18 protein-coding genes are annotated in these 17,274 nt (G+C 73.5%); 6 read left to right on the forward strand and 12 right to left on the reverse strand.

The genetic code is table 11. The features are described 5' to 3' along the window. Positions 1-46: 46 nt before the first annotated feature. Complete coding sequence (locus ACFY3J_RS02990; RefSeq protein ID WP_384180272.1) at positions 47-226, reverse strand: hypothetical protein; 180 nt, start codon at positions 224-226, stop codon at positions 47-49. A gap of 245 nt (positions 227-471) precedes the next feature. On the opposite strand from ACFY3J_RS02990, the gene ACFY3J_RS02995 reads away from it, so the two are divergent. The 5 genes from ACFY3J_RS02995 to ACFY3J_RS03015 all read left to right on the forward strand — a co-directional run bounded on the left by ACFY3J_RS02995 (position 472) and on the right by ACFY3J_RS03015 (position 4,627). Beyond that, on the forward strand, positions 472-1,686 hold the full coding sequence (locus ACFY3J_RS02995) for an NYN domain-containing protein (RefSeq protein WP_384180274.1): 1,215 nt from the start codon (positions 472-474) through the stop codon (positions 1,684-1,686). A gap of 116 nt (positions 1,687-1,802) precedes the next feature. Further along, positions 1,803-2,777, forward strand: a complete 975-nt coding sequence (locus tag ACFY3J_RS03000) for an ABC transporter ATP-binding protein (protein WP_384180506.1) — start codon at positions 1,803-1,805, stop codon at positions 2,775-2,777. A 23-nt stretch (positions 2,778-2,800) separates the two neighbouring features. After that, positions 2,801-3,046 (forward strand): hypothetical protein, encoded by a 246-nt coding sequence (locus tag ACFY3J_RS03005; RefSeq protein WP_390840030.1) that lies wholly within the window; start codon positions 2,801-2,803, stop codon positions 3,044-3,046. Further along, positions 3,043-3,864 (forward strand): ABC transporter permease, encoded by an 822-nt coding sequence (locus tag ACFY3J_RS03010; protein ID WP_384180278.1) that lies wholly within the window; start codon positions 3,043-3,045, stop codon positions 3,862-3,864. Before ACFY3J_RS03005 ends, ACFY3J_RS03010 begins: the two co-directional genes overlap by 4 nt. Positions 3,865-3,898: 34 nt before the next feature. After that, positions 3,899-4,627, forward strand: a complete 729-nt coding sequence (locus tag ACFY3J_RS03015) for an AAA family ATPase (RefSeq protein WP_384180280.1) — start codon at positions 3,899-3,901, stop codon at positions 4,625-4,627. A gap of 682 nt (positions 4,628-5,309) precedes the next feature. On the opposite strand, the gene ybaK is transcribed toward ACFY3J_RS03015, so the two are convergent. From ybaK to ACFY3J_RS03065, 10 genes are all read right to left on the reverse strand, one after another. After that, complete coding sequence (gene ybaK, locus ACFY3J_RS03020) at positions 5,310-5,861, reverse strand: Cys-tRNA(Pro) deacylase (protein ID WP_390840031.1); 552 nt, start codon at positions 5,859-5,861, stop codon at positions 5,310-5,312. A 155-nt stretch (positions 5,862-6,016) separates the two neighbouring features. Beyond that, a complete protein-coding gene (locus tag ACFY3J_RS03025) occupies positions 6,017-6,757 on the reverse strand; it encodes an LON peptidase substrate-binding domain-containing protein (protein WP_384180284.1) in 741 nt (246 codons plus the stop codon). A gap of 11 nt (positions 6,758-6,768) precedes the next feature. Further along, positions 6,769-7,815, reverse strand: coding sequence for a hypothetical protein (locus ACFY3J_RS03030; RefSeq protein ID WP_390840033.1), 1,047 nt, complete (start codon positions 7,813-7,815; stop codon positions 6,769-6,771). Positions 7,816-7,908: 93 nt separating this feature from the next. Continuing rightward, complete coding sequence (locus ACFY3J_RS03035; protein WP_390840035.1) at positions 7,909-9,402, reverse strand: APC family permease; 1,494 nt, start codon at positions 9,400-9,402, stop codon at positions 7,909-7,911. Between the two features lie 36 nt (positions 9,403-9,438). Continuing rightward, a complete protein-coding gene (locus ACFY3J_RS03040) occupies positions 9,439-10,380 on the reverse strand; it encodes a PDR/VanB family oxidoreductase (RefSeq protein WP_390840037.1) in 942 nt (313 codons plus the stop codon). Beyond that, a complete protein-coding gene (locus ACFY3J_RS03045) occupies positions 10,377-11,405 on the reverse strand; it encodes a Rieske 2Fe-2S domain-containing protein (protein ID WP_390840039.1) in 1,029 nt (342 codons plus the stop codon). Before ACFY3J_RS03045 ends, ACFY3J_RS03040 begins: the two co-directional genes overlap by 4 nt. Before the next feature lie 35 nt (positions 11,406-11,440). Then, the gene (locus ACFY3J_RS03050) at positions 11,441-12,202 is read right to left on the reverse strand and encodes an SDR family NAD(P)-dependent oxidoreductase (RefSeq protein WP_390840040.1); all 762 of its coding nucleotides are present in this window, start codon (positions 12,200-12,202) and stop codon (positions 11,441-11,443) included. Next, positions 12,199-12,618 carry a VOC family protein gene (locus ACFY3J_RS03055; RefSeq protein WP_225074252.1) on the reverse strand — a complete coding sequence of 140 codons (420 nt, stop codon included), beginning with the start codon at positions 12,616-12,618 and terminating at the stop codon, positions 12,199-12,201. The genes ACFY3J_RS03050 and ACFY3J_RS03055 overlap by 4 nt, the downstream gene beginning before the upstream one ends. 58 nt (positions 12,619-12,676) lie before the next feature. Next, complete coding sequence (locus ACFY3J_RS03060; RefSeq protein WP_390840042.1) at positions 12,677-13,750, reverse strand: C45 family autoproteolytic acyltransferase/hydolase; 1,074 nt, start codon at positions 13,748-13,750, stop codon at positions 12,677-12,679. Then, the gene (locus ACFY3J_RS03065; RefSeq protein ID WP_390840044.1) at positions 13,747-14,667 is read right to left on the reverse strand and encodes a polysaccharide deacetylase; all 921 of its coding nucleotides are present in this window, start codon (positions 14,665-14,667) and stop codon (positions 13,747-13,749) included. Before ACFY3J_RS03065 ends, ACFY3J_RS03060 begins: the two co-directional genes overlap by 4 nt. Before the next feature lie 210 nt (positions 14,668-14,877). Here ACFY3J_RS03065 and ACFY3J_RS03070 point away from each other — a divergent pair, with 210 nt between their 5' ends. Beyond that, the gene (locus tag ACFY3J_RS03070; RefSeq protein ID WP_384180301.1) at positions 14,878-15,414 is read left to right on the forward strand and encodes an Lrp/AsnC family transcriptional regulator; all 537 of its coding nucleotides are present in this window, start codon (positions 14,878-14,880) and stop codon (positions 15,412-15,414) included. A gap of 107 nt (positions 15,415-15,521) precedes the next feature. Here the strand turns inward: ACFY3J_RS03070 and ACFY3J_RS03075 are convergent, their stop codons facing one another. Next, positions 15,522-17,096, reverse strand: a complete 1,575-nt coding sequence (locus tag ACFY3J_RS03075; protein ID WP_384180303.1) for an oxidoreductase — start codon at positions 17,094-17,096, stop codon at positions 15,522-15,524. Positions 17,097-17,274: the final 178 nt, after the last annotated feature.

The raw sequence follows: 17,274 nt of genomic DNA on the forward strand, positions 1-17,274 counted from the left end.
CCCCTCGTCGATTACCGCGCTTTGTTCAACAGCTCATGGACCGGACTCAGTTGTGGCCGAAGCGCTTCTGACGTCCCTTGCGGGCCATGGCAGTCGGACTCGTCTGCGGCCCCTGGGCGTGATGCTCGGGTTGCGACTCCGACGCGGAGTGCTCCGTCTCCTGCGGGCCGTTCGCGGCCACGGACGCCTTCTGCCGGCTGCGGTCCTGCTTGCGGTTCTTGGCCATGGTGTGCCTCCTGTGGGGGATCTAGGGGCCAGGGCCGGGACCAGATTCACATAGGCCGACAATGAACGCATGTTGGATAATTACCGTATGTAACGCGGGGCGTCGGGACGCGGGCGCCCGAAACGCCACGCCGAAGATCGAGTTCGGGCCGTTAACCCCGGCCGGGTCGGGCAGACTCGAAGCACATCCCGAAGCACATCCCGAAGCACATGCCGAAGCAACCTCCCGGAAAGAGGGTGGATCGCGTGGACCGCTGCATCGTCCTGGTGGACGCCGGGTATCTGCTGGGCGCCGCGGCCAGTCTTCTCGCCGGGGAGCCGTCGCGGTCCCGGATCACCGTCGACCACACCGCCCTTGTGCAGGGGCTGCGTGAACAGGCCGAGTCCGACACGGAGCGGCCCCTGCTGCGCATCTACTGGTTCGACGGCGCGCCCGACCGCGTACCGCAGCCCGAGCACCGCCGGCTGCGCGTGATGCCCCGGGTCACCGTCCGGCTCGGCGCGCTCACCCGCAGCGACGGGCGCTGGGCGCAGAAGGGCGTGGACGCCGCGATGCACGCCGAACTGACCGAGCTGGCCCGCAACCGCGCCTGCTCCGATGTCGTCCTCGTCACCGGCGACGGCGATCTGCTGCCCGGCATGATGGCCGCCAAGGAGCACGGCGTCGCCGTCCACCTGTGGGCGGTGCAGGCCGCCGACGGCGACTACAACCAGTCCGAGGACCTGGTCGCCGAGGCCGACGAGCGGCGCGTGCTGGACCGCACATGGATCACGAAGGCCGTGCGCGCCAAGGAACTCGGCGGCATCTGCGCGCCACCGCCCGCGCCCCGCCCCGAGATCGCCGCGATCCTCTCCGCGCCGCTGCCCGAGTCCACGCTCACCCAGGCCGCCGAAGGCCCCGCCGAACAGCGGCAGCACCCGGCCGCCGTCGCGGGGCGCGGCGGCACCGAGGAGCGGATGCCCGCCGCCAAGGGCGTGCCCACCCCCAAGGACCTCGCCGCCCTGCGCGCCCCCGGCACCCCGCCGCAGCACCCCTCCACGGCGACCCTGCGCTGGTCCTCGGACCGGGGCTGGGTGGACCGGCCGGGCCTGCCCGCCGAGCCCCCCGAGGCCGCCTCCATGCCGACGCTCGCCCAGCTGACGACGGCCGAGCAGCGGTGGGCGGACCGGGAGGAGGACATCACGACCGTCGGCGGCGACCCGTACGAGGTGGGACAGGTCTTCGCCCGGCGCTGGGTGGACCGGCTGGGCGACCAGTCGCACCTTCAGAAACTGTCGTCGATGTACCCCCGGATCCCGCACCGCGTCGACGGCGAGCTGCTGCGCTACGCCGCCCGCTTCGGGCTGCTCGCGCACAAGGACGACCAGATCGACGAGCACGACCGGTACGCCATCCGGGCCGGGTTCTGGCGGGAGATCGACGTACGGACGTCCACCGAGCGCGCTCCCGTCGGCGACTGAAGCGCGGACCGGACCGGCTCGGGGCGCCCCGAGGGCGAGTGAGGCTCCGCGACCACGTACCCTCGTCCCTTGTGAGTACGCGCACGGCACAGGCATTTCGGCCCCGGGACGACGTCGTGTGCGCGGTGCGCGGACTGACCCGGACCTACCCCGCGGTACGCGGCCGGCGCGGCGCCCCCGGGACGCCCGCGGTGCTGGCCACCGACGCGGTCGAGCTCGACGTCCGGCGCGGCGAGATCTTCGGGCTGCTGGGACCGAACGGCGCCGGCAAGTCCACCCTCGTACGCCAGCTCACCGGACTGCTGCGCCCCGACAGCGGCACGGTCGAGATCCTCGGCCACGACATCGTGGCGCACCCCGAGCGGGCCGCGCGGATCCTCGCCTACCTCGGACAGGAGTCCACCGCCCTGGACGAGCTGACCGTCTCGCTCGCCGCCGAGACCACCGGGCGGCTGCGCGGCCTGGACCTCAGGCGGGCGCGGGCCGAGCGGGACGCCGTCCTCGACGAACTGGGTCTCGCGCCGATCGCCGGGCGCCCGCTGAAGAAGCTCTCCGGCGGCCAGCGGCGGCTCGCCTGCTTCGCGGCCGCGCTGGTCGGCGAACGCCCGCTGCTGGTGCTCGACGAGCCGACCAGCGGGATGGATCCGGTGGCCCGGCGGGCGGTGTGGTCCGCCGTCGACCGGCGGCGCGCCGAACACGGCACGACCGTCGTCCTGGTCACCCACAACGTCATCGAGGCCGAGACGGTCCTGGACCGGGTCGCCGTCCTCGACCAGGGCCGGGTCATCGCCTGCGACACCCCGGCCCGGCTCAAGGAGCGGGTCTCCGGCGAGGTGCGGGTCGAGCTGGTGTGGCGGGAGCGGGCGCCCCTGGAGGTGGCGGAGGTCGCCGTGCTCAGGGAGCGGGCCGTGGAGTCGGGCCGCCGCTGGACGCTGCGGCTGGCGCCCGAGGAGGCCCGCGCCGCCGTCGCCACGGTCACCGGCGGGGCCGCCTTCGCCGCCCTGGACGACTTCACCCTGACCACGCCCAGTCTGGAGGACGTGTACCTGGCCCTGGGCGGCGCCGCCCGGCAGGGGCTGGTGAAGTCATGAGCCGTGTGGGCACCATCAGTGGCATGAGCGCGGGGAGCGACGGATCCGTGGAGGACTACGCGGGCGCCGGTGGGAACCAGTCCGGTGCGGGAGACGCCACGGCGCCCGCCGTGCCGGCCGCGTGCGCCGCCGCAGACAAGCCGGCCGCGTCGTTCGCCGCCGCGAGTGATCCGGCCGCGTTCGCTGCCGGCGGTAACCCGGCGTCGTTCGCCGCCGGAGGCAAGCCGGCCGCGTGCGCTGCCGCAGGGAAAGGGAGCAGTTCGACGTGAGTGTCGTACCCGCCGGTGTGCTGCCGGGCGCGACGGCCGTACAGGACGGCGGCGCCGGTGAGGCGGCCGTGCTCGGGCCGCGGGCGCGGCTGTGGCCGTCGCTGGCCGCCGTGTACCGGGCCCAGCTGTCCCGGGCGCGGGTGGCGCGGATCCCGCTGCTGTTCGTGGCGACCTTCCAGTCCGTCGGCATCATGATCATGATGCGGGGCGTGGTCAGCGGTGGCAGTGAGGCCTGGTTCGTGGTGTCCGGCGCCTCGGTCGTCGTCGTCGCCTATGTGGCCCTGAACCTGCTCGCCCAGTACTTCGGGCAGCTGCGGGCCAGCGGCGGGCTCGACCACTACGCGACGCTGCCGGTGCCACCCGCGGCCGTGGTGCTGGGCGCGGCGGCCGCGTACGCCTCCTTCACGGTCCCGGGCACGCTGGTGACCGCCGTGTTCGGGTGCGTGCTGTTCGGGCTGCCGCTCGGCAACCTGTGGGTGCTGGTGGCGGTGATCCCGCTCGCCGGTGCCGCGCTCTCCGGGCTCGGCGCGGCCTGTGGGCTGCTTGCGCCGCGCCCGGAACTGGCCACCCTGCTGGGCCAGTTGGGCATGTCGGCGGCGCTGCTGCTGGGCGTGCTGCCGCCCGACCGCATGCCCGAGGCGGTACGGCTGCTGCGCGACCTGCTGCCGTCCACGTACGGCGTGGAGGCCTACGCGCACACCTTCGCGGCCCGTCCCGACTGGGCCCTGGTGGCCGGTGACATGGCCGTCTGCGCCGGGGTCGGGGTGGTCTCGCTGGCCGTCGCCACCTGGGCCTATCGCCGGGCCGCCGTCCGGTGACGCGGCCGTCCCCCGCAACTGGCACGATGACAAGGTGACCGCTCCGTTGACTCCGCCACCACCGCCGAACCGGCGCTCCTCACAGCATTCCGGGTCCTCAGAGTCCTCGGGATCGGGATCCGGGCAGGCCCCGCAGCCGGGGCCGGTCTCGCCCTGGCAGTCCTGGCAGGTGCCGCCCGCCGGAGCCCGGCCGGTGAGCGCGTACGAACAGGACGGGCCCGGATGGGCGGCCGAGATCCGGGAGGCCGTCGTCGTCATGGTCGCCGTGGCGCTCTGCGGGGTACCGCTGGGACTGCTCTGGCTGCGGCTGGCACCCCGGGTGCCGCTGATCGCCGATGTGTCCGGGAGCAACTGGGTCGTCTACCTCAAGGACACCGAGGGGGAGCAGGCGATCGGCGTCGACGGCACGTTCACGCTGCTGGCTCTGGCCTTCGGTGTGCTGAGCGCCGTGACCGTCTTCCTGGTGCGGCGGCGCGGAGGCGTGCCGCTGGTGGTGGCCCTGTGCGTCGGAGGACTGCTCGGGTCGCTGCTGGCGTGGCGGCTCGGGGTGTGGCTCGGGCCCGAGCAGGACGTAGTCGCCCACGCCAAGGCCGTGGGCAAAGGGGTGACGTTCCCGGCACCGCTGAAGCTCGAAGCCCTGGGGGCGCTGCTGGCCTGGTCGCTGGCCGCGCTCATCGTCCACCTGGGGTTGACGGCCCTGTTCGGGCCGCGGGACCCGGAGCCGGACACGACACCGTTCGGACCCACGTTGCCGCCGAAGTGAGCCGTAGCGGGTAGCCGCACGCGCGGGGCGGACGGCCCGGCTCCTCGGTTTGCCGTCCGCGCGCGTCCCGGTCGTTCTCGGCGGGCCGGCCGCCGGACGGGACCGCCATCGGGTTCGTGCCGCCCGCGCGGGCGCCGCGAGTACCGGTCGCGAGTCGTTTCCCGGTTCCGAACTCTTACCTCGGGCCGCGACCGCAGGGCGCGACCCGTCGCCGTGCACCCGTCCGGTCGCGCCGGGCGGTGGCCGATTCGCATGATCCTTCGGCATGGGCCCCTTGCGCTTGCGCGTCCTCTTCGAGAAGTTTCCAGCCCAGCCCAGCCCAGCCCAGCCCAGTCCAGCCCAGCCCAGCCCGGGCCGTTCGGCGAGTGGGCGGTGCCACGCCGGCGGGCTGTGGCTGCCCCGCCCGAACTGCCCGCCCGAACTGCCCGCCCGAACTGCCCGGCCGACGAGCCGCCGCTGCTGCCGGTGGCAGCCACAGTGGTCGGTGGCCGCGTGGTGCACCGCGCCGGCGTGTGAGGCGCGGTGATCCGGCCGACGGCAGGACGTGGCCGGGCGGCCGTGCGGTCTCCGGGGCTCGACGACGGCCTTCGTCGTCGAGGGCCGGACGCGGGCGGGTGTGTGCGCTCGTGCTCGGTTTCACCGGCGCCGGGCAGGCCCTGGGAGGGCCGGCCGGTCAGGCCGGTCAGGCGCGTCCGATCGCCGCGAGGGTCGCGTGCGTGAGACCCACCAGATCGCCGGGGGACAGTTCCACCTCCAGGCCGCGGCGGCCCGCCGAGACGCAGATGGTGTCGTGGGCGGGGGCCGAGTCGTCCAGGACCGTGGGGAGCCTCTTGCGCTGGCCGAGGGGGGAGATGCCGCCGCGGACATAGCCGGTGGTGCGCTCCGCGAGGGCCGGGTCGGCCATCGCCGCGCGCTTGCCGCCGACCGCCGCCGCCAGGGCCTTGAGGTCCAGGGAGCCCGCGACCGGCACCACGGCCACCGTCAGGGCGCCGTCGACGTCCGCCACCAGCGTCTTGAAGACCCGGTCCGGGGACACACCCATCGCCTCGGCCGCCTCCTCGCCGTAGGAGGGGTGGGAGGGGTCGTGGTCGTAGGAGTGGACCGTGAACGCCACCCCGGCCGCGGTGAGCGCCACCGTCGCGGGTGTACCGCCCGCCTGCCGCCCGCCGCCCTTGTTCGGACGCGCTCCACGCGCCCCTTCTTCCCCTTGGTGCTTCTTCGACTTCTTCGCCACCCGCCGCATCCTCCCAGACGGACCGGAACGGGAGGCGGTCGCCTCCGCCCGGAACGGCGCGACGGCCCGATTGTCCTCCCCGCGTGTGTGCGGTCATGATCATGACCGCAGTGGTCACAGGCAGGCGGACAGGGCGCGTGCCATTGATCCTTGCGTCAGTTCTGGCTGGTCGGAGCCCTTGTCAGGTCGGCCGCGGGCAAGGACGGCAGGCTGCGGATGATGGCCGTCTCCGAGCGCAGGAGCCGCAGCTCGTCGCGCAGCCGTGAGGCCGTGTCCGGGGCCTGGAGCAGACGCTGCCGCGTCGGTGTGTCCAGCATCATCGCGGCGGCGACGAGATAGGAGACGACGTCCGGCTCGTCCGGCAGGTCCGCACCGGTCGCCAGCGACCGCTCCCGGGCTCCCGCCAGCCGCTTCTGGTACTGGCGGAAGGACCGCAGCACCCCCTCGGCCAGCGCGCCCGCCTCGTCGCCGGGCTCCTCGGTCAGCTCCTGCAGTTCCGCCACGAGGTACGGACCGGAGGCGTCCACCGACAGCAGCCGGACCCGGGTCGTTCCCGTGGCCAGCACCTCGAAGGTGCCGTCGGCCCGCTCCCGTATCGTCGCCGCGTCCGCCACGCAGCCCACGGAGTGGAAGGCCTTGGCCGGATCGGGGCCGAAGCCGGCGGCGGGGCCGCGTTCGGGCAGTGTGGTCGGATCGGGCATGCCCGGGGCGCTCACGGCCACTTCGTGGCCGTCGCGGATCGCCACGACGGCGAACCGGCGCGGTTCGTCCTCGGGCGTCTTCAGGAGCGCGCGCATCATGGCGCGGTAGCGCTCCTCGAAGACGTTCAGGGGCAGCACCAGTCCCGGGAACAGCACCGTGTTCAGGGGGAAGAGCGGAAGGCGGACGGTGGTCACGGCGCAAAAGCCTAATGCTCGCCGCGACGGGCGCGTCCGCCGAGGCCGTATCGCGGGCGCCGGGACGGCCGTGCGGGCGGCACCGACCCCAGGCTGACGCGCAGTTTCAGGAAGAGGCCGAGGGGGTCGTCCGACAGCCGGTCCCAGGGGAAGGAGGTGGCGTACGGGCCGACCAGGCGCAGCTGCGCGAGGGCGTCCTCGTGGCGTTCGAGCCGGAGCAGGACGCAGGCCAGCAGGTTGCGGATCTCTGCGGGCCAGGTCACGGCCGCCGGGAAGCGGGCGGAGAAGGCGATCGCCCGGTCGGCCGCCGCGTGCAGCCGGGCCCGCGGCACCCGCGGCCCGCAACCGTCGGTCAGATAGGCGAAGGCGGCCCGCACCGGCAGCGCTTGTACGAGCGAGTCGGCAGGGGCGTCCTGGGCGGCGAGGTCGGCGAAGTCGAAGCATTCGCGGTGCGAGCCGTGCCAGGAGGCGGCCAGATAGCGCAGGGCGGCCACATGGCAGCCGTAGTGGTGCGGGGCACGGCGGACCGCGGCCTCCCACAGCTCCTCGAAGTACCGGTGCCCGGCGCGGCTGCCGCGCGCGTGGTCCAGTGCGACCCTCCACGGCACCGGGTCGCGGCCGTCGGCGCGTGCGGCGGCCGTGATCAGCGGGCTGACCGAGCGCAGCAGCTCGGCCCGCGCGGGCGAGGCCCAGGCCCGGTCGACCGCGAGCTGGGCGGCGACCAGCAGCGCGTCCGGGTCGTGCGGGGCGACGGCCTGCCAGGTGTCCAGCCATTCCGGGCGGGAGCGGGCGATGGCCGCCAGCCGCGTCGCGTACCGGTCGCGCTCCTCCCACCGGGCCCCCTCCCGGGTGCCGGCGAGCAGCGCCGCGGCCGGGCCGTACGCGCCCCGGGCGGCGGCGACCAGCGCCGGGCCGAGATGTTCGTCCGGCGCGTCGAGGAGTACCTCGTCGTCGGAGGGGAGCCCGGCGGCGGTGAGCCCGGCGGCGGGGCTGGAGGCGGTTCTTGTCATCCGGGTGGGGCGGATGAACGCGGGCAGCGATGCCATGGTGCCGACCATTGAAAGACGCAGGTCGCGGACGCGCCAGGGGGTTCGGGCAAGGCGAGGAAAGTTGTACGGCGGATGGTCAAGGTCAAGTAAAAGGTCACGGTTTCAACAACTGTCGGCGCGCTGTGCGGGAGCGGCGGTCTCTCCGCGGTCCCCGGCACTTCCGGGGTCCCCGGCACTCCCGCGGTCCTGCACCCGGGTCCGGTACAGCCACAGGGCCACACCCGTCGCCAGCACCCCGATCGCCACGCCCAGTTCCGTGAAACCGCCGTACCCGCTCACCGAGAACCCGGTCGCACCGACGACCAGGATCACGCTCAGCAGCGCGGCCAGCACCCACGCCACCGGCACGAGGAACGACGGCAGGCGGATCGGCCGCACCGCGTCCGGCCGGTCCCGGCGCAGCAGGGCGAACGCCGACAGCGCCAGCACGTGCGTGAGGATGTAGCCCAGGTTGCCCGCCACGATGATCGCCAGCGGTGTCTTCAGCACCGTCAGGGTCGTGATGTTCAGGACCAGGGCGACGACCAGCGCGCGCACCGGCACACCCCGCCCGTTCAGCACACCGAACTGCCGGATCGTCGTCCCCTCCACGCCCATCGTGTAGAGCACCCGGGAGCCGTCGGCGAGACCGGTGACCATGATGAGCAGCAGCGAGCCGATCAGGAACACCACCATCAGGTCGGCCCCGCCGCCGATCAGGTCCTGGAAGGCCCTGACGTAGAACGTCGTCGGCTCGTCCGCGATCGGCTTCTCGCCGACGTAGCCGGCGAGCGCCAGCGGCATCAGCACGAACACGCCGAGACCGAACAGCGCGCCCGCCCGCAGCGCCCGCGAGGTGTCCTTCACGGTGTCCCGGTACTCCGGCGCGAAGGTGGCGCACACCTCCACGCAGAAGCAGGTCCACGCCATGATGTACAGCCAGACCAGCGCCTCGTGCAGACCGGCCGCGCCGTGCAGGTCCCAGTGCAGCCGGGAGGCGTCCCACCGGCCGCTGAGGAAGGGGCCGACCATGAACACCAGCAGCGGCACGAGCAGCATCCCGCCGGTCAGGTACACCACCCACATCGCCGCGTGCAGGCCGACCATGGCCGCCGCGAACAGCAGCACGATCACGCCGAGACCGACGCCGATCGGGAAGGTGAGCTGCACCGGGCCGAACGTCAGGCTCCACCGCTGCCCGGGGAACCACTGCGCCTGGACCAGCGAGCCCACGATCCCGGCGTACACCGACAGCGCGGTGGTCCACGGGAACCAGTAGCCGAAGGACGCCAGCGGCCCGACGACGGGCGCACGCCGTTTCCAGCCCTCCGTCGCGTAGTGCGCGATGCCCCCGGAGGACTCGGGGAACATCGCCGCCAGTTCGGTGTAGATCCAGTTGGTGACGGCGGCCAGCACCATCGCGGTCGCCCACAGCGCGACCGCGCCCCAGCCGCCGAGGCCGCCGATGGAACCGCCCAGCGAGGCGACCAGCGCGGCCGGCATGGTCAGGGACAGGGCGAAACCGTCGTACCAGCGCATCTTCTTCGGCAGCGCGGGCGCGGCCCCGTCTTCTCGGTCCCCTCGCACGGGTGGCTCGGGGTGTGACGCAACAGGCATGGGGATCCCCCTTCAGGGGTGCTCGGAGCAGGGGCCTTACAGATCGAGGACGAGCCGTGCGCCCGCGCTGCGCGAGACGCAGATCATCATCGTGTCGCCGGCGGCCTGCTCCTCGGGGGTGAGCAGATCGTCGCGGTGGTCCGGCGTTCCGGCGAGGACCTTGGTCTCGCAGGTGCCGCAGATGCCCATCTCGCAGGAGGACGGAACCGGTGTCCCCGCCTCGCGCACCGCGTCGAGGACGCTGCGGTCGGCCGGGACGGTCACCTCGGTGCCGGAGCGGGCCAGCTCGACGGTGAAGGCGCCCGCGCCGGTCGGACCGGGCGCCGCCGGGGCGGCCGTGAAGCGCTCGGTGTGCAACGGGCCGGGATGCAGGGCGCGTACGGCGTCGAGCAGCCCGCCCGGGCCGCAGGCGTACACCGTCGCCCCGGGACTCGGTGCGAGGTGGGCGGCGAGGTCCGGGCGGCCCGCCTCGTCCTCCGGGACGACCGTGACGTGCCGCGGCGGCAGCTCGCCGAGGAACGCCATCGTGGTGCGCGAGCGGCCCGCGTACAGCATCCGCCAGGGCCGGCCGAGCGCCGTGAGGCGCCCGGCCATGGGCAGCAGCGGTGTGATGCCGATCCCGCCCGCGATCAGTACGTACTCGTCCGCGTCCTCGACCAGCGGGAAGTTGTTGCGCGGCGCCGAGACCGGCAGCACCGTGCCCGGACGCAGCGCGGAGTGCACCAGCCGCGAGCCGCCGCGGCCGTCCTCGACCCGCAGCACCCCGATCCGGTAGTGGGACAGGTCCTCCGGGTCGGAGCACAGCGAGTACTGCCGGACCAGGCCGCCGGCCAGATGCAGGTCCAGGTGCGCGCCGGGTGCCCACACCGGCAGCCGGCCGCCGCCGGGATCGACCAGGGTGAGCGCGACGACCCCGTCGGCGGCGTCCTCCCGTGCCGCGACGCGCAGTTCGCGCGGGGTGTCGGCGGGCCGGCTCATGGTCGTGTGCCTTCCGCGTCCACCAGGTCGGCGGTGCGGCGCATCAACTCGTTGAAGGCGCGCCGGTAGTTGAGCGTGAACAGGTCCGCGGGCGCGGAGAACTCCGGCACCTCGGCGTCCCAGGGCACCTCGCGCGGCTCGATGTTCGCGGTGATCGGCAGGTCCTCCAGGTAGACCATCTCCTCGACCCGCAGGCACTCCTCCAGCGAGGCGCCCTTGAAGTCCCGCTCGTTGGCGACACCCCAGAAGATCCGCACCTCCTCGTAGGACACGGGGGAGGGGAAGCCCGCGACCACGCGCAGACCGGCGTCGCCGTAGTGGTAGCTGATGGACGCGAAGCCCGGGGCGGCGCAGTGGTACGCCATCAGGCAGTCGCCCTGCGCGGCCCAGTCGCCCGTGCCGGCGTCCAGCTGGTGGTCCATGTACACGTCGATCCCGTCGCGGCGCACCGTCAGCGGCGCGACGACCTCCGGCGTGGGGCCCATCGACACCTGGTGGACGAAGGGGAAGTGCGCCACGTCGCGGAAGTTCTCGATCGCCACGGCGACGCCGGTGGGCGACGACAGAGGTTCGGCGGCGAGCCACACCAGGTCCCGGTCGCGCCACTCCTCCGGGTCGTACAGCCCGGTGACCGGGTTCTCCAGGACCGTCCACACATGGCCGAACCGCTCCACGGCCGGGTAGGTGCGGATCGCGGCCTTCGGCGGGATGCCCGACTGGTCGGCGAGCGAGGGGACGCGGGTGCAGCGGCCGTCCGTGCCGTCGAACCGCCAGCCGTGGTAGGGGCAGCCGAGGGAGCCGTCGGTGACGACGCCCTGCGACAGGTCGGCGCCGCGGTGCGGGCAGCGCCGTGCGCTGACGTGGGCGGTGCCGTCGGACGAGCGCCACACCACGAGCTTCTCGCCGAGCAGCGTGGCGGGCCGCGGGGTGGCGAGGTCGATGGAACGGGCGACGGGGAACCAGGAGTGGCGCATGGCGCGCTCGGCCTGCTCGCGTTTGGTGAGAGGGGAGGTGGAAGAAGACATGAGGGTGTCCTTGGGAGGGGCGTACCGACAAGTGGTCAGATGCCGACGACGAGCGCGCCGCCGTTGACGGGGATGGTCTGGCCGGTGATGAAGGAGCCCGTGTCGGCGGCGAGGAAGGCCACCACCTCGGAGATCTCCGACGGCTCGGCGAGGCGCCCGATGGGTACGGCCGCGACCTCGGCCTCGTAGTTGGAGTCGGGCACCATGCGGGTGGCGACGGCGCCGGGGGCCACGGCGTTGACCATGATCCGCTCGCTCGCGAACTCCTGGGCGAGGGTCTTCATCAGCCCGAGCTGGGCGGCCTTGGAGACCATGTAGCCGTAGGAGTGCCCGTCGGGAACCTGGCCCCACTGCGACGAGATGAAGATGACGCGGCCCGCCCCGCTCGCGCGCAGGTGCGGCAGGGCGGCCCGGGTCAGGTACAGCGGCGCGCGGACGTTGACCGCGAGCAGCCGTTCGAAGTCGGCGTCGTCGGTCTCGGCGAGGCCCGTCATGGAGAACATCAGCCCGGCGTTGTGCACCAGGACGTCCAGCCCGCCCAGCGCCTCGGCGGCGCGGGAGACCAGGTCCTCGGCGCGGTCGCGTGCGGTGATGTCCGCGGTGAAGCGTTCCGCCCGCCCGCCGGCCGCCCGGACCTCGGCGACCGTGCGGTCCAGCGCGTCGGCGTCCAGGTCGGCCAGGGCGAGGGCCGCGCCGCGGGCGGCGAGCGCCAGGGCGTGGGTACGGCCCATGCCGCGGGCGGCACCGGTGATCAGGGCGCTGCGGCCGGCCAGCGAGCCGGCGGCGGGGGCGCTCACGCCCGCGCCCGGTGCGGCTCGGTGATGTACAGCATGTTGCCGTCCGGGTCGTAGAACGGCCGGTAGCGGTACCACACGCCCGACGGGTGGTTCCAGACGATCTCCTTGTCGGTGACCCACTCGACCCGGCCGTCCAGTGCGGCGTACGCGGCGTCGAGGTCGTCCACCTCGAAGGCGAACGAGTCCAGGCCGGGCGGGTTCTCGGCGTTGACCTCGGTGCGGCGCGGGGCGTGCTCGCCCGCCTCGGAGGCGAACAGGTAGAGCGTCACGTTGCCCAGGTCGATGGCGGCCCACTTCTCCTCGGGCACGTACGGCAGGTGGAAGGGCAGCCCCAGGACGCCGTGGTAGAAGTCCACGAGCCGTTGGACGTCGTGGGTGAGGATGTCCGTGTTGTCGATGCGCTTGAGCTGAAGCACTGCTCGCTCCTCGGGTCGAAGTGCTTGGTCGGTCGGGTCGGTTGACGTAGGTGCCGGGTCAGTCGCCGTTGGCGTCGGTCCGGTTGCCGTGGGTGCGGCAGGGCGGGCCGGCGTGGATGTCCAGCCGGCGGGTGGTGAAGTCGATGCGGACGGCGGCCAGGGTCTGGAAGGCGTCGTCGCGTCCCCCGGGGGCGTGCACGCACACGCCTCCGCCGTGGTCGGCCAGCGCCGCCAGCGCCTGCGCGGGGGTCAGGTCCCGGCCGCGCCCGTGCAGGGCCCGGCGCAGCACCTCGTAGCGCACGAGCGTGTCGGGGTCGGTGCGCGGCTCGGTGTCGCCGTCCGCGCCGGGCCGGCTCAGGAAGTGGTTGGTGTGCAGCAGCAGCCCGTCGGGGTCCGGCAGCACGTGCCCGGGTCCGTCGGGCCACAACTCGGCGGCCACGGCACCGCGTCCGGCCCGCCGCCCGCCGACGACGGTGATCGTGGTGGACGCGGAGGTCCGCGCCCCGCCGATGATCCGCAGCCCGTCGGCGACGGTGTCGGCCTCGTCGAGCAGCCGGCGGGCGACGACGTGCACGGGGACGCCGTGGGCGCCGGTGTCGGCGCGGTGGTGGAGGATGTCGAACAGGCAGCCCACCCCGCGGTCGTTCACGCCGATCTTGCCGACGATCCCGTACTCGGTGAGCGTCGTGGTGCGCCCGCCGCCGGCGTGCGGGATCTCCCACTCCAGCCAGTTCGCCGCGAGGCCCGCGTACCAGTCCCAGTTCTGCGCGGCCACCGGTTCCTCGTCGCCGTCGCGCAGCGCGACGACCGTCGAGCACTCGCCCCCCGCGCGGGTGCTCGCGAGGATCTCGGTACGGGCGTTGACCGCCGCGACGGTCTCCACGGGCAGGGCGGCGCCCTCGGCGATGCCCCGGATCTCGGCGGCCAGGCGCGGGGCCCAGCCCTCGACGGCGGCCAGCGCGCAGGCCCCGGGGCCGGACAGGTCCCGCACACCGGCGCGGGCGAACAGCTCCCGGTAGCCGTCGGCGGTGGCGGCCACCCGTTGGCGCCAGGTCTCGCCGAACTCCCGTCCGCGCTCGCGCGGTTCGACCGCGGTCGAGACGAACCGGGTGTGGGTGCCGTTGCTGCTCACCGGTCCACCGCCGGGGCCGGGGCCGGGGCGGAGGGTGGCGGCAGCAGCGGGCGCACATGCGCGGCGACGTCGGCGAGCGGGGCGGTCCAGGCCCGGCCGTCCCCGGCCACGGCCTCGACGAGCCGGGCGAGTTCGGCGAAGCGCTGCGGCCGGCCGATCACCTCGGGGTGCATGGTGTAGCAGACGTGGCGCCGCTCGGCCTTGGCCCACTGGTACTCGGCGAGCCAGGAGGTGAACAGCTCCCCGGGAGCGGCCCTGTTGCCCCCGGTGTCGATGTTCCAGCCGTAGCGCGGCCAGTCGTCCCGCGACCAGTGCACGGGCAGCTCCAGGAGGGAACGCCCCCCGTACGTCTCGTAGTAGGGCCGGTCGTCGCCCATGCAGGACGAGTCGTAGCCGAATCCGTGCTCGATCAGCAGGTCGAACGTCTCCGGGGTCAGCTCGCAGGAGGTCGAGCGGTAGCCGGCCGGTACGGGCGCCCCGGCGGCGGTGAGCGCGGCCAGCCCCTTCTCGATCCCGGCCCGCTGCTCGGCCGCGGACACCTTGTCGCTGCGCAGGTGCAGATGGCCGTGGTGGGCGATCTCGTGCCCGGCCTCGAGGATGTCCACCACGGTGCCCGGGTACAGCTCGGCGGTGAAACCGGGCACGAAGAACGTGCCGCGGACGCCGTGCTCGGCGAGCAGCCGCAGAATGCGCGGCATGCCGCGGACGACTCCGTAGCGCCCTTCGGACAGGGTCGTCAGACGGCGGGCGTACGCCTCGCCCTCGCCGAGCCGGCCCGCCTCCGCGTCCACGTCGAAGGTGAACGACACGGCGGCCTCGGCTCCCGAGGGCCAGGCGAAGTCGGTCCCGGACGGTATGGGGGGCGGGGCGGGTGCGGGCAGCGACATGGTCTGCTCCTTGCGTATCCAGAGATGCATGAAGCTGCGCATCCAGGCAGTGATGTGTCTCTGGGGATGCGCATTGCGTTAAGCCGGGACGCTAGAGCCCGCAATGCGTGGACGCAAGGGGTCGATGCTACGTAATGCGAAAAGTTTTAGCCCGCTGCGGTGCGCGATGATGGAGCGAATGCCCGTCCAGGCCTCGCAATGCGTGGTCCGTGCGCCGTCCGGGCGGCCTAGGATCTGGCCATGACCATCGAACTCGACAGCCTCGACCGGGCGATCATCGCCGAGCTGGAGCAGGACGGACGCCGGGCCTTCCGGGAGATCGCGCGGTCGCTGGACGTCTCCGAGGGCACCGTGCGCAGCCGGTTCCGCCGGCTCGAGGACGGCGGCATCCTCAAGATCACCGCCTTCGCCGACCCAGGCCGCTTCAGCACCGCCCGGCTGGCGCTGCTGTTCCTCAAGGTCGCCCCCGAGCACCACGACCACGTCGTGACGGAGCTGACGGCGTGCGCCGAGGTCAGTTACGTCTCCACGACGCTCGGCAGGGCCGATGTCTTCGCCCAGGTCCTCACCGCCGACGACACCGAGCTGTGGAGGTTCCTCCAGGAGCGCGTTCGCCCCCTCGACGGCGTGATCGAGACCGAGTGCATGCTCGAGGTCGCCGTGCACAAGCTGTGGTTCGACAAGAACGGCTCCACCGGAGGAGCCGCGCGAACCCAGTCCCGCGCGGGAGCGCCACTCGGGCCCAGGGTTGCGAACGAGAGCCCCCAGGTGCATTGATCACGAACGTTGCTTCCCGGCAAACCTTTCCGGTCACAGCACCAGTGCCCCGACGGGCAACGCACCGGGCGCCGCTCCTTTACGGGCAAACGTTGCCTGCCGCGGCACTAGCTCCGCCGCAGCAGCCGCGTCGCGCCCGCCGCCACCGTCGTGGCCAGGGTCCAGCCGAGCAGGATCAGTGCCGCCGCGAGCCACTGCCAGCCGCCGCGCAGCTGCCACTCGCCCGCCTGGCCCAGATCGACGACCGGCAGCAGCAGGTCCAGGGCGAACAGGGCGGGGTTCCACTCCGGGTGGCCGCCGGAGTCGGCCGGGGGCGGGCCCGCGCGCGCGAAGGCGAGCGAGCCGGCCGCCCACAGCACCGCCATCCACACCGCGGCGCGGCCCGGCCGGTACCCGTAGGCTACCGTCCAGTCCTGGAGGTAGCCCACGAGCTTGGCGGCGAGCGGCAGGGTCTCGCGGCGGCGGCGCTGCTTGGCGAGCAGCACCTCGCGCGCGTCCACGTCCTCGCCCGCCTCCCGCAGCACGGCGGCGAGCCGCTCGTACGGTTCCGGGTTGTACTCGGCGGTCGCCGCCGCCACCCAGTTCAGCCGCTCGGTCAGCGGGAACGGGCCCCGCGGCACCAGGTTCTCGTAGGCGAAGCCGCCCATGTGCAGGCTGCCGGGCGCGGGCCAGCTGCTCGCCCGGTCGACGAGGGTGACGACCCGCGCCCCGGACAGCAGCACCTGCCCGCGCGGCGGCCGCTCCCCGAGGAAGCGCAGCTCCGGCGTCTGCACCCGGCGCAGCGACAGCACCTGCTCGTCGGTGAGGGTGAATCGGGCCCGCTCCAGATCGACGGCGTCACCGAACCGCCCGTCGTCCAGGCGCACCCCGCCCCGGCACTCGAAGGGCTGAATCCGCGTCCCGTGCGCGGGCGTCACCCCGCTCAGCGGTCCGCCGACGCCTGCCGGCGTGAGGTACAGCGTGCGCTCCACGGTGAGCTGCGGCGCGTTCAGCGCGAACCGCTCCCGCGGGTTGGCGAGCCGCGCGCCGCGCAGGCTCAGCGACACGCCGATCTTCGCGCTGCGCAGGCTGAACTCGCCGTACGACTCCAGCAGCTCCGCCTGGAGGTCCTGGCCCACCGTCATCCCGTCGGCGGCGATCGAGCGGCCGGCGCGGTCCCGGTGCACGACCGCCTGGTTGAGCAGCAGGTCCGTGCCGATGTGCGCGTCGGTCAGCCGTATCCCGCCGGTGAACCGGCAGCGCGGCAGATGGAGGTCGCCCTCGGTGCGCACGCGGGCCGCCTCCAGCCGCGGCACCGAGCAGTCCACCAGCCGCACGGTGGTGAAGTGCGCCTCCGGCAGCAGGACCTCCTGGTCGAACCGGCAGCCGTTCAGCTCCATGTACGGCAGCACCGCGCCCCCGGCGAGGTCCAGGGCGCCCGTGATCCGCAGGCCGCGGAGCTTCAGGGACGACACGCGCCCGGCGAGCGCGGGCGGCCCGTCCAGCAGCAGCCAGCAGACGACACGCGCCCGCACGGTCCGCTCGGGCCCCCACGGCTGCCCGCCGTGCGGATCGTCCACCACGGCGTCGCCGCTGCGCAGGTCGTACAGGCTGCCGTTGCGGAAGGCCTGCCACATTCCCGCCTCGGTGGCGGTCAGGTCGTCGGGCAGGTCACCGGAGCCTAAGCCGGCCCCCTCGGACACGGTCCTCCCTCCCTCCCCGGCTACTCGCTGGTTGATTACGCTTCGTACAACCGGTCATGCCCGATCGGTGACGCTCTGAACACGAAATGTGAAGGGGACCTTCCGTGTTCCGTACCAGCCACTGGTACGGCGTTCTGTATCAGCCACTGATACGGACGGACGGTGCCCGCGCGCGGTC

Source organism: Streptomyces sp. NPDC001231, assembly GCF_042896885.1.
Taxonomy (GTDB): Bacteria; Actinomycetota; Actinomycetes; order Streptomycetales; family Streptomycetaceae; genus Streptomyces.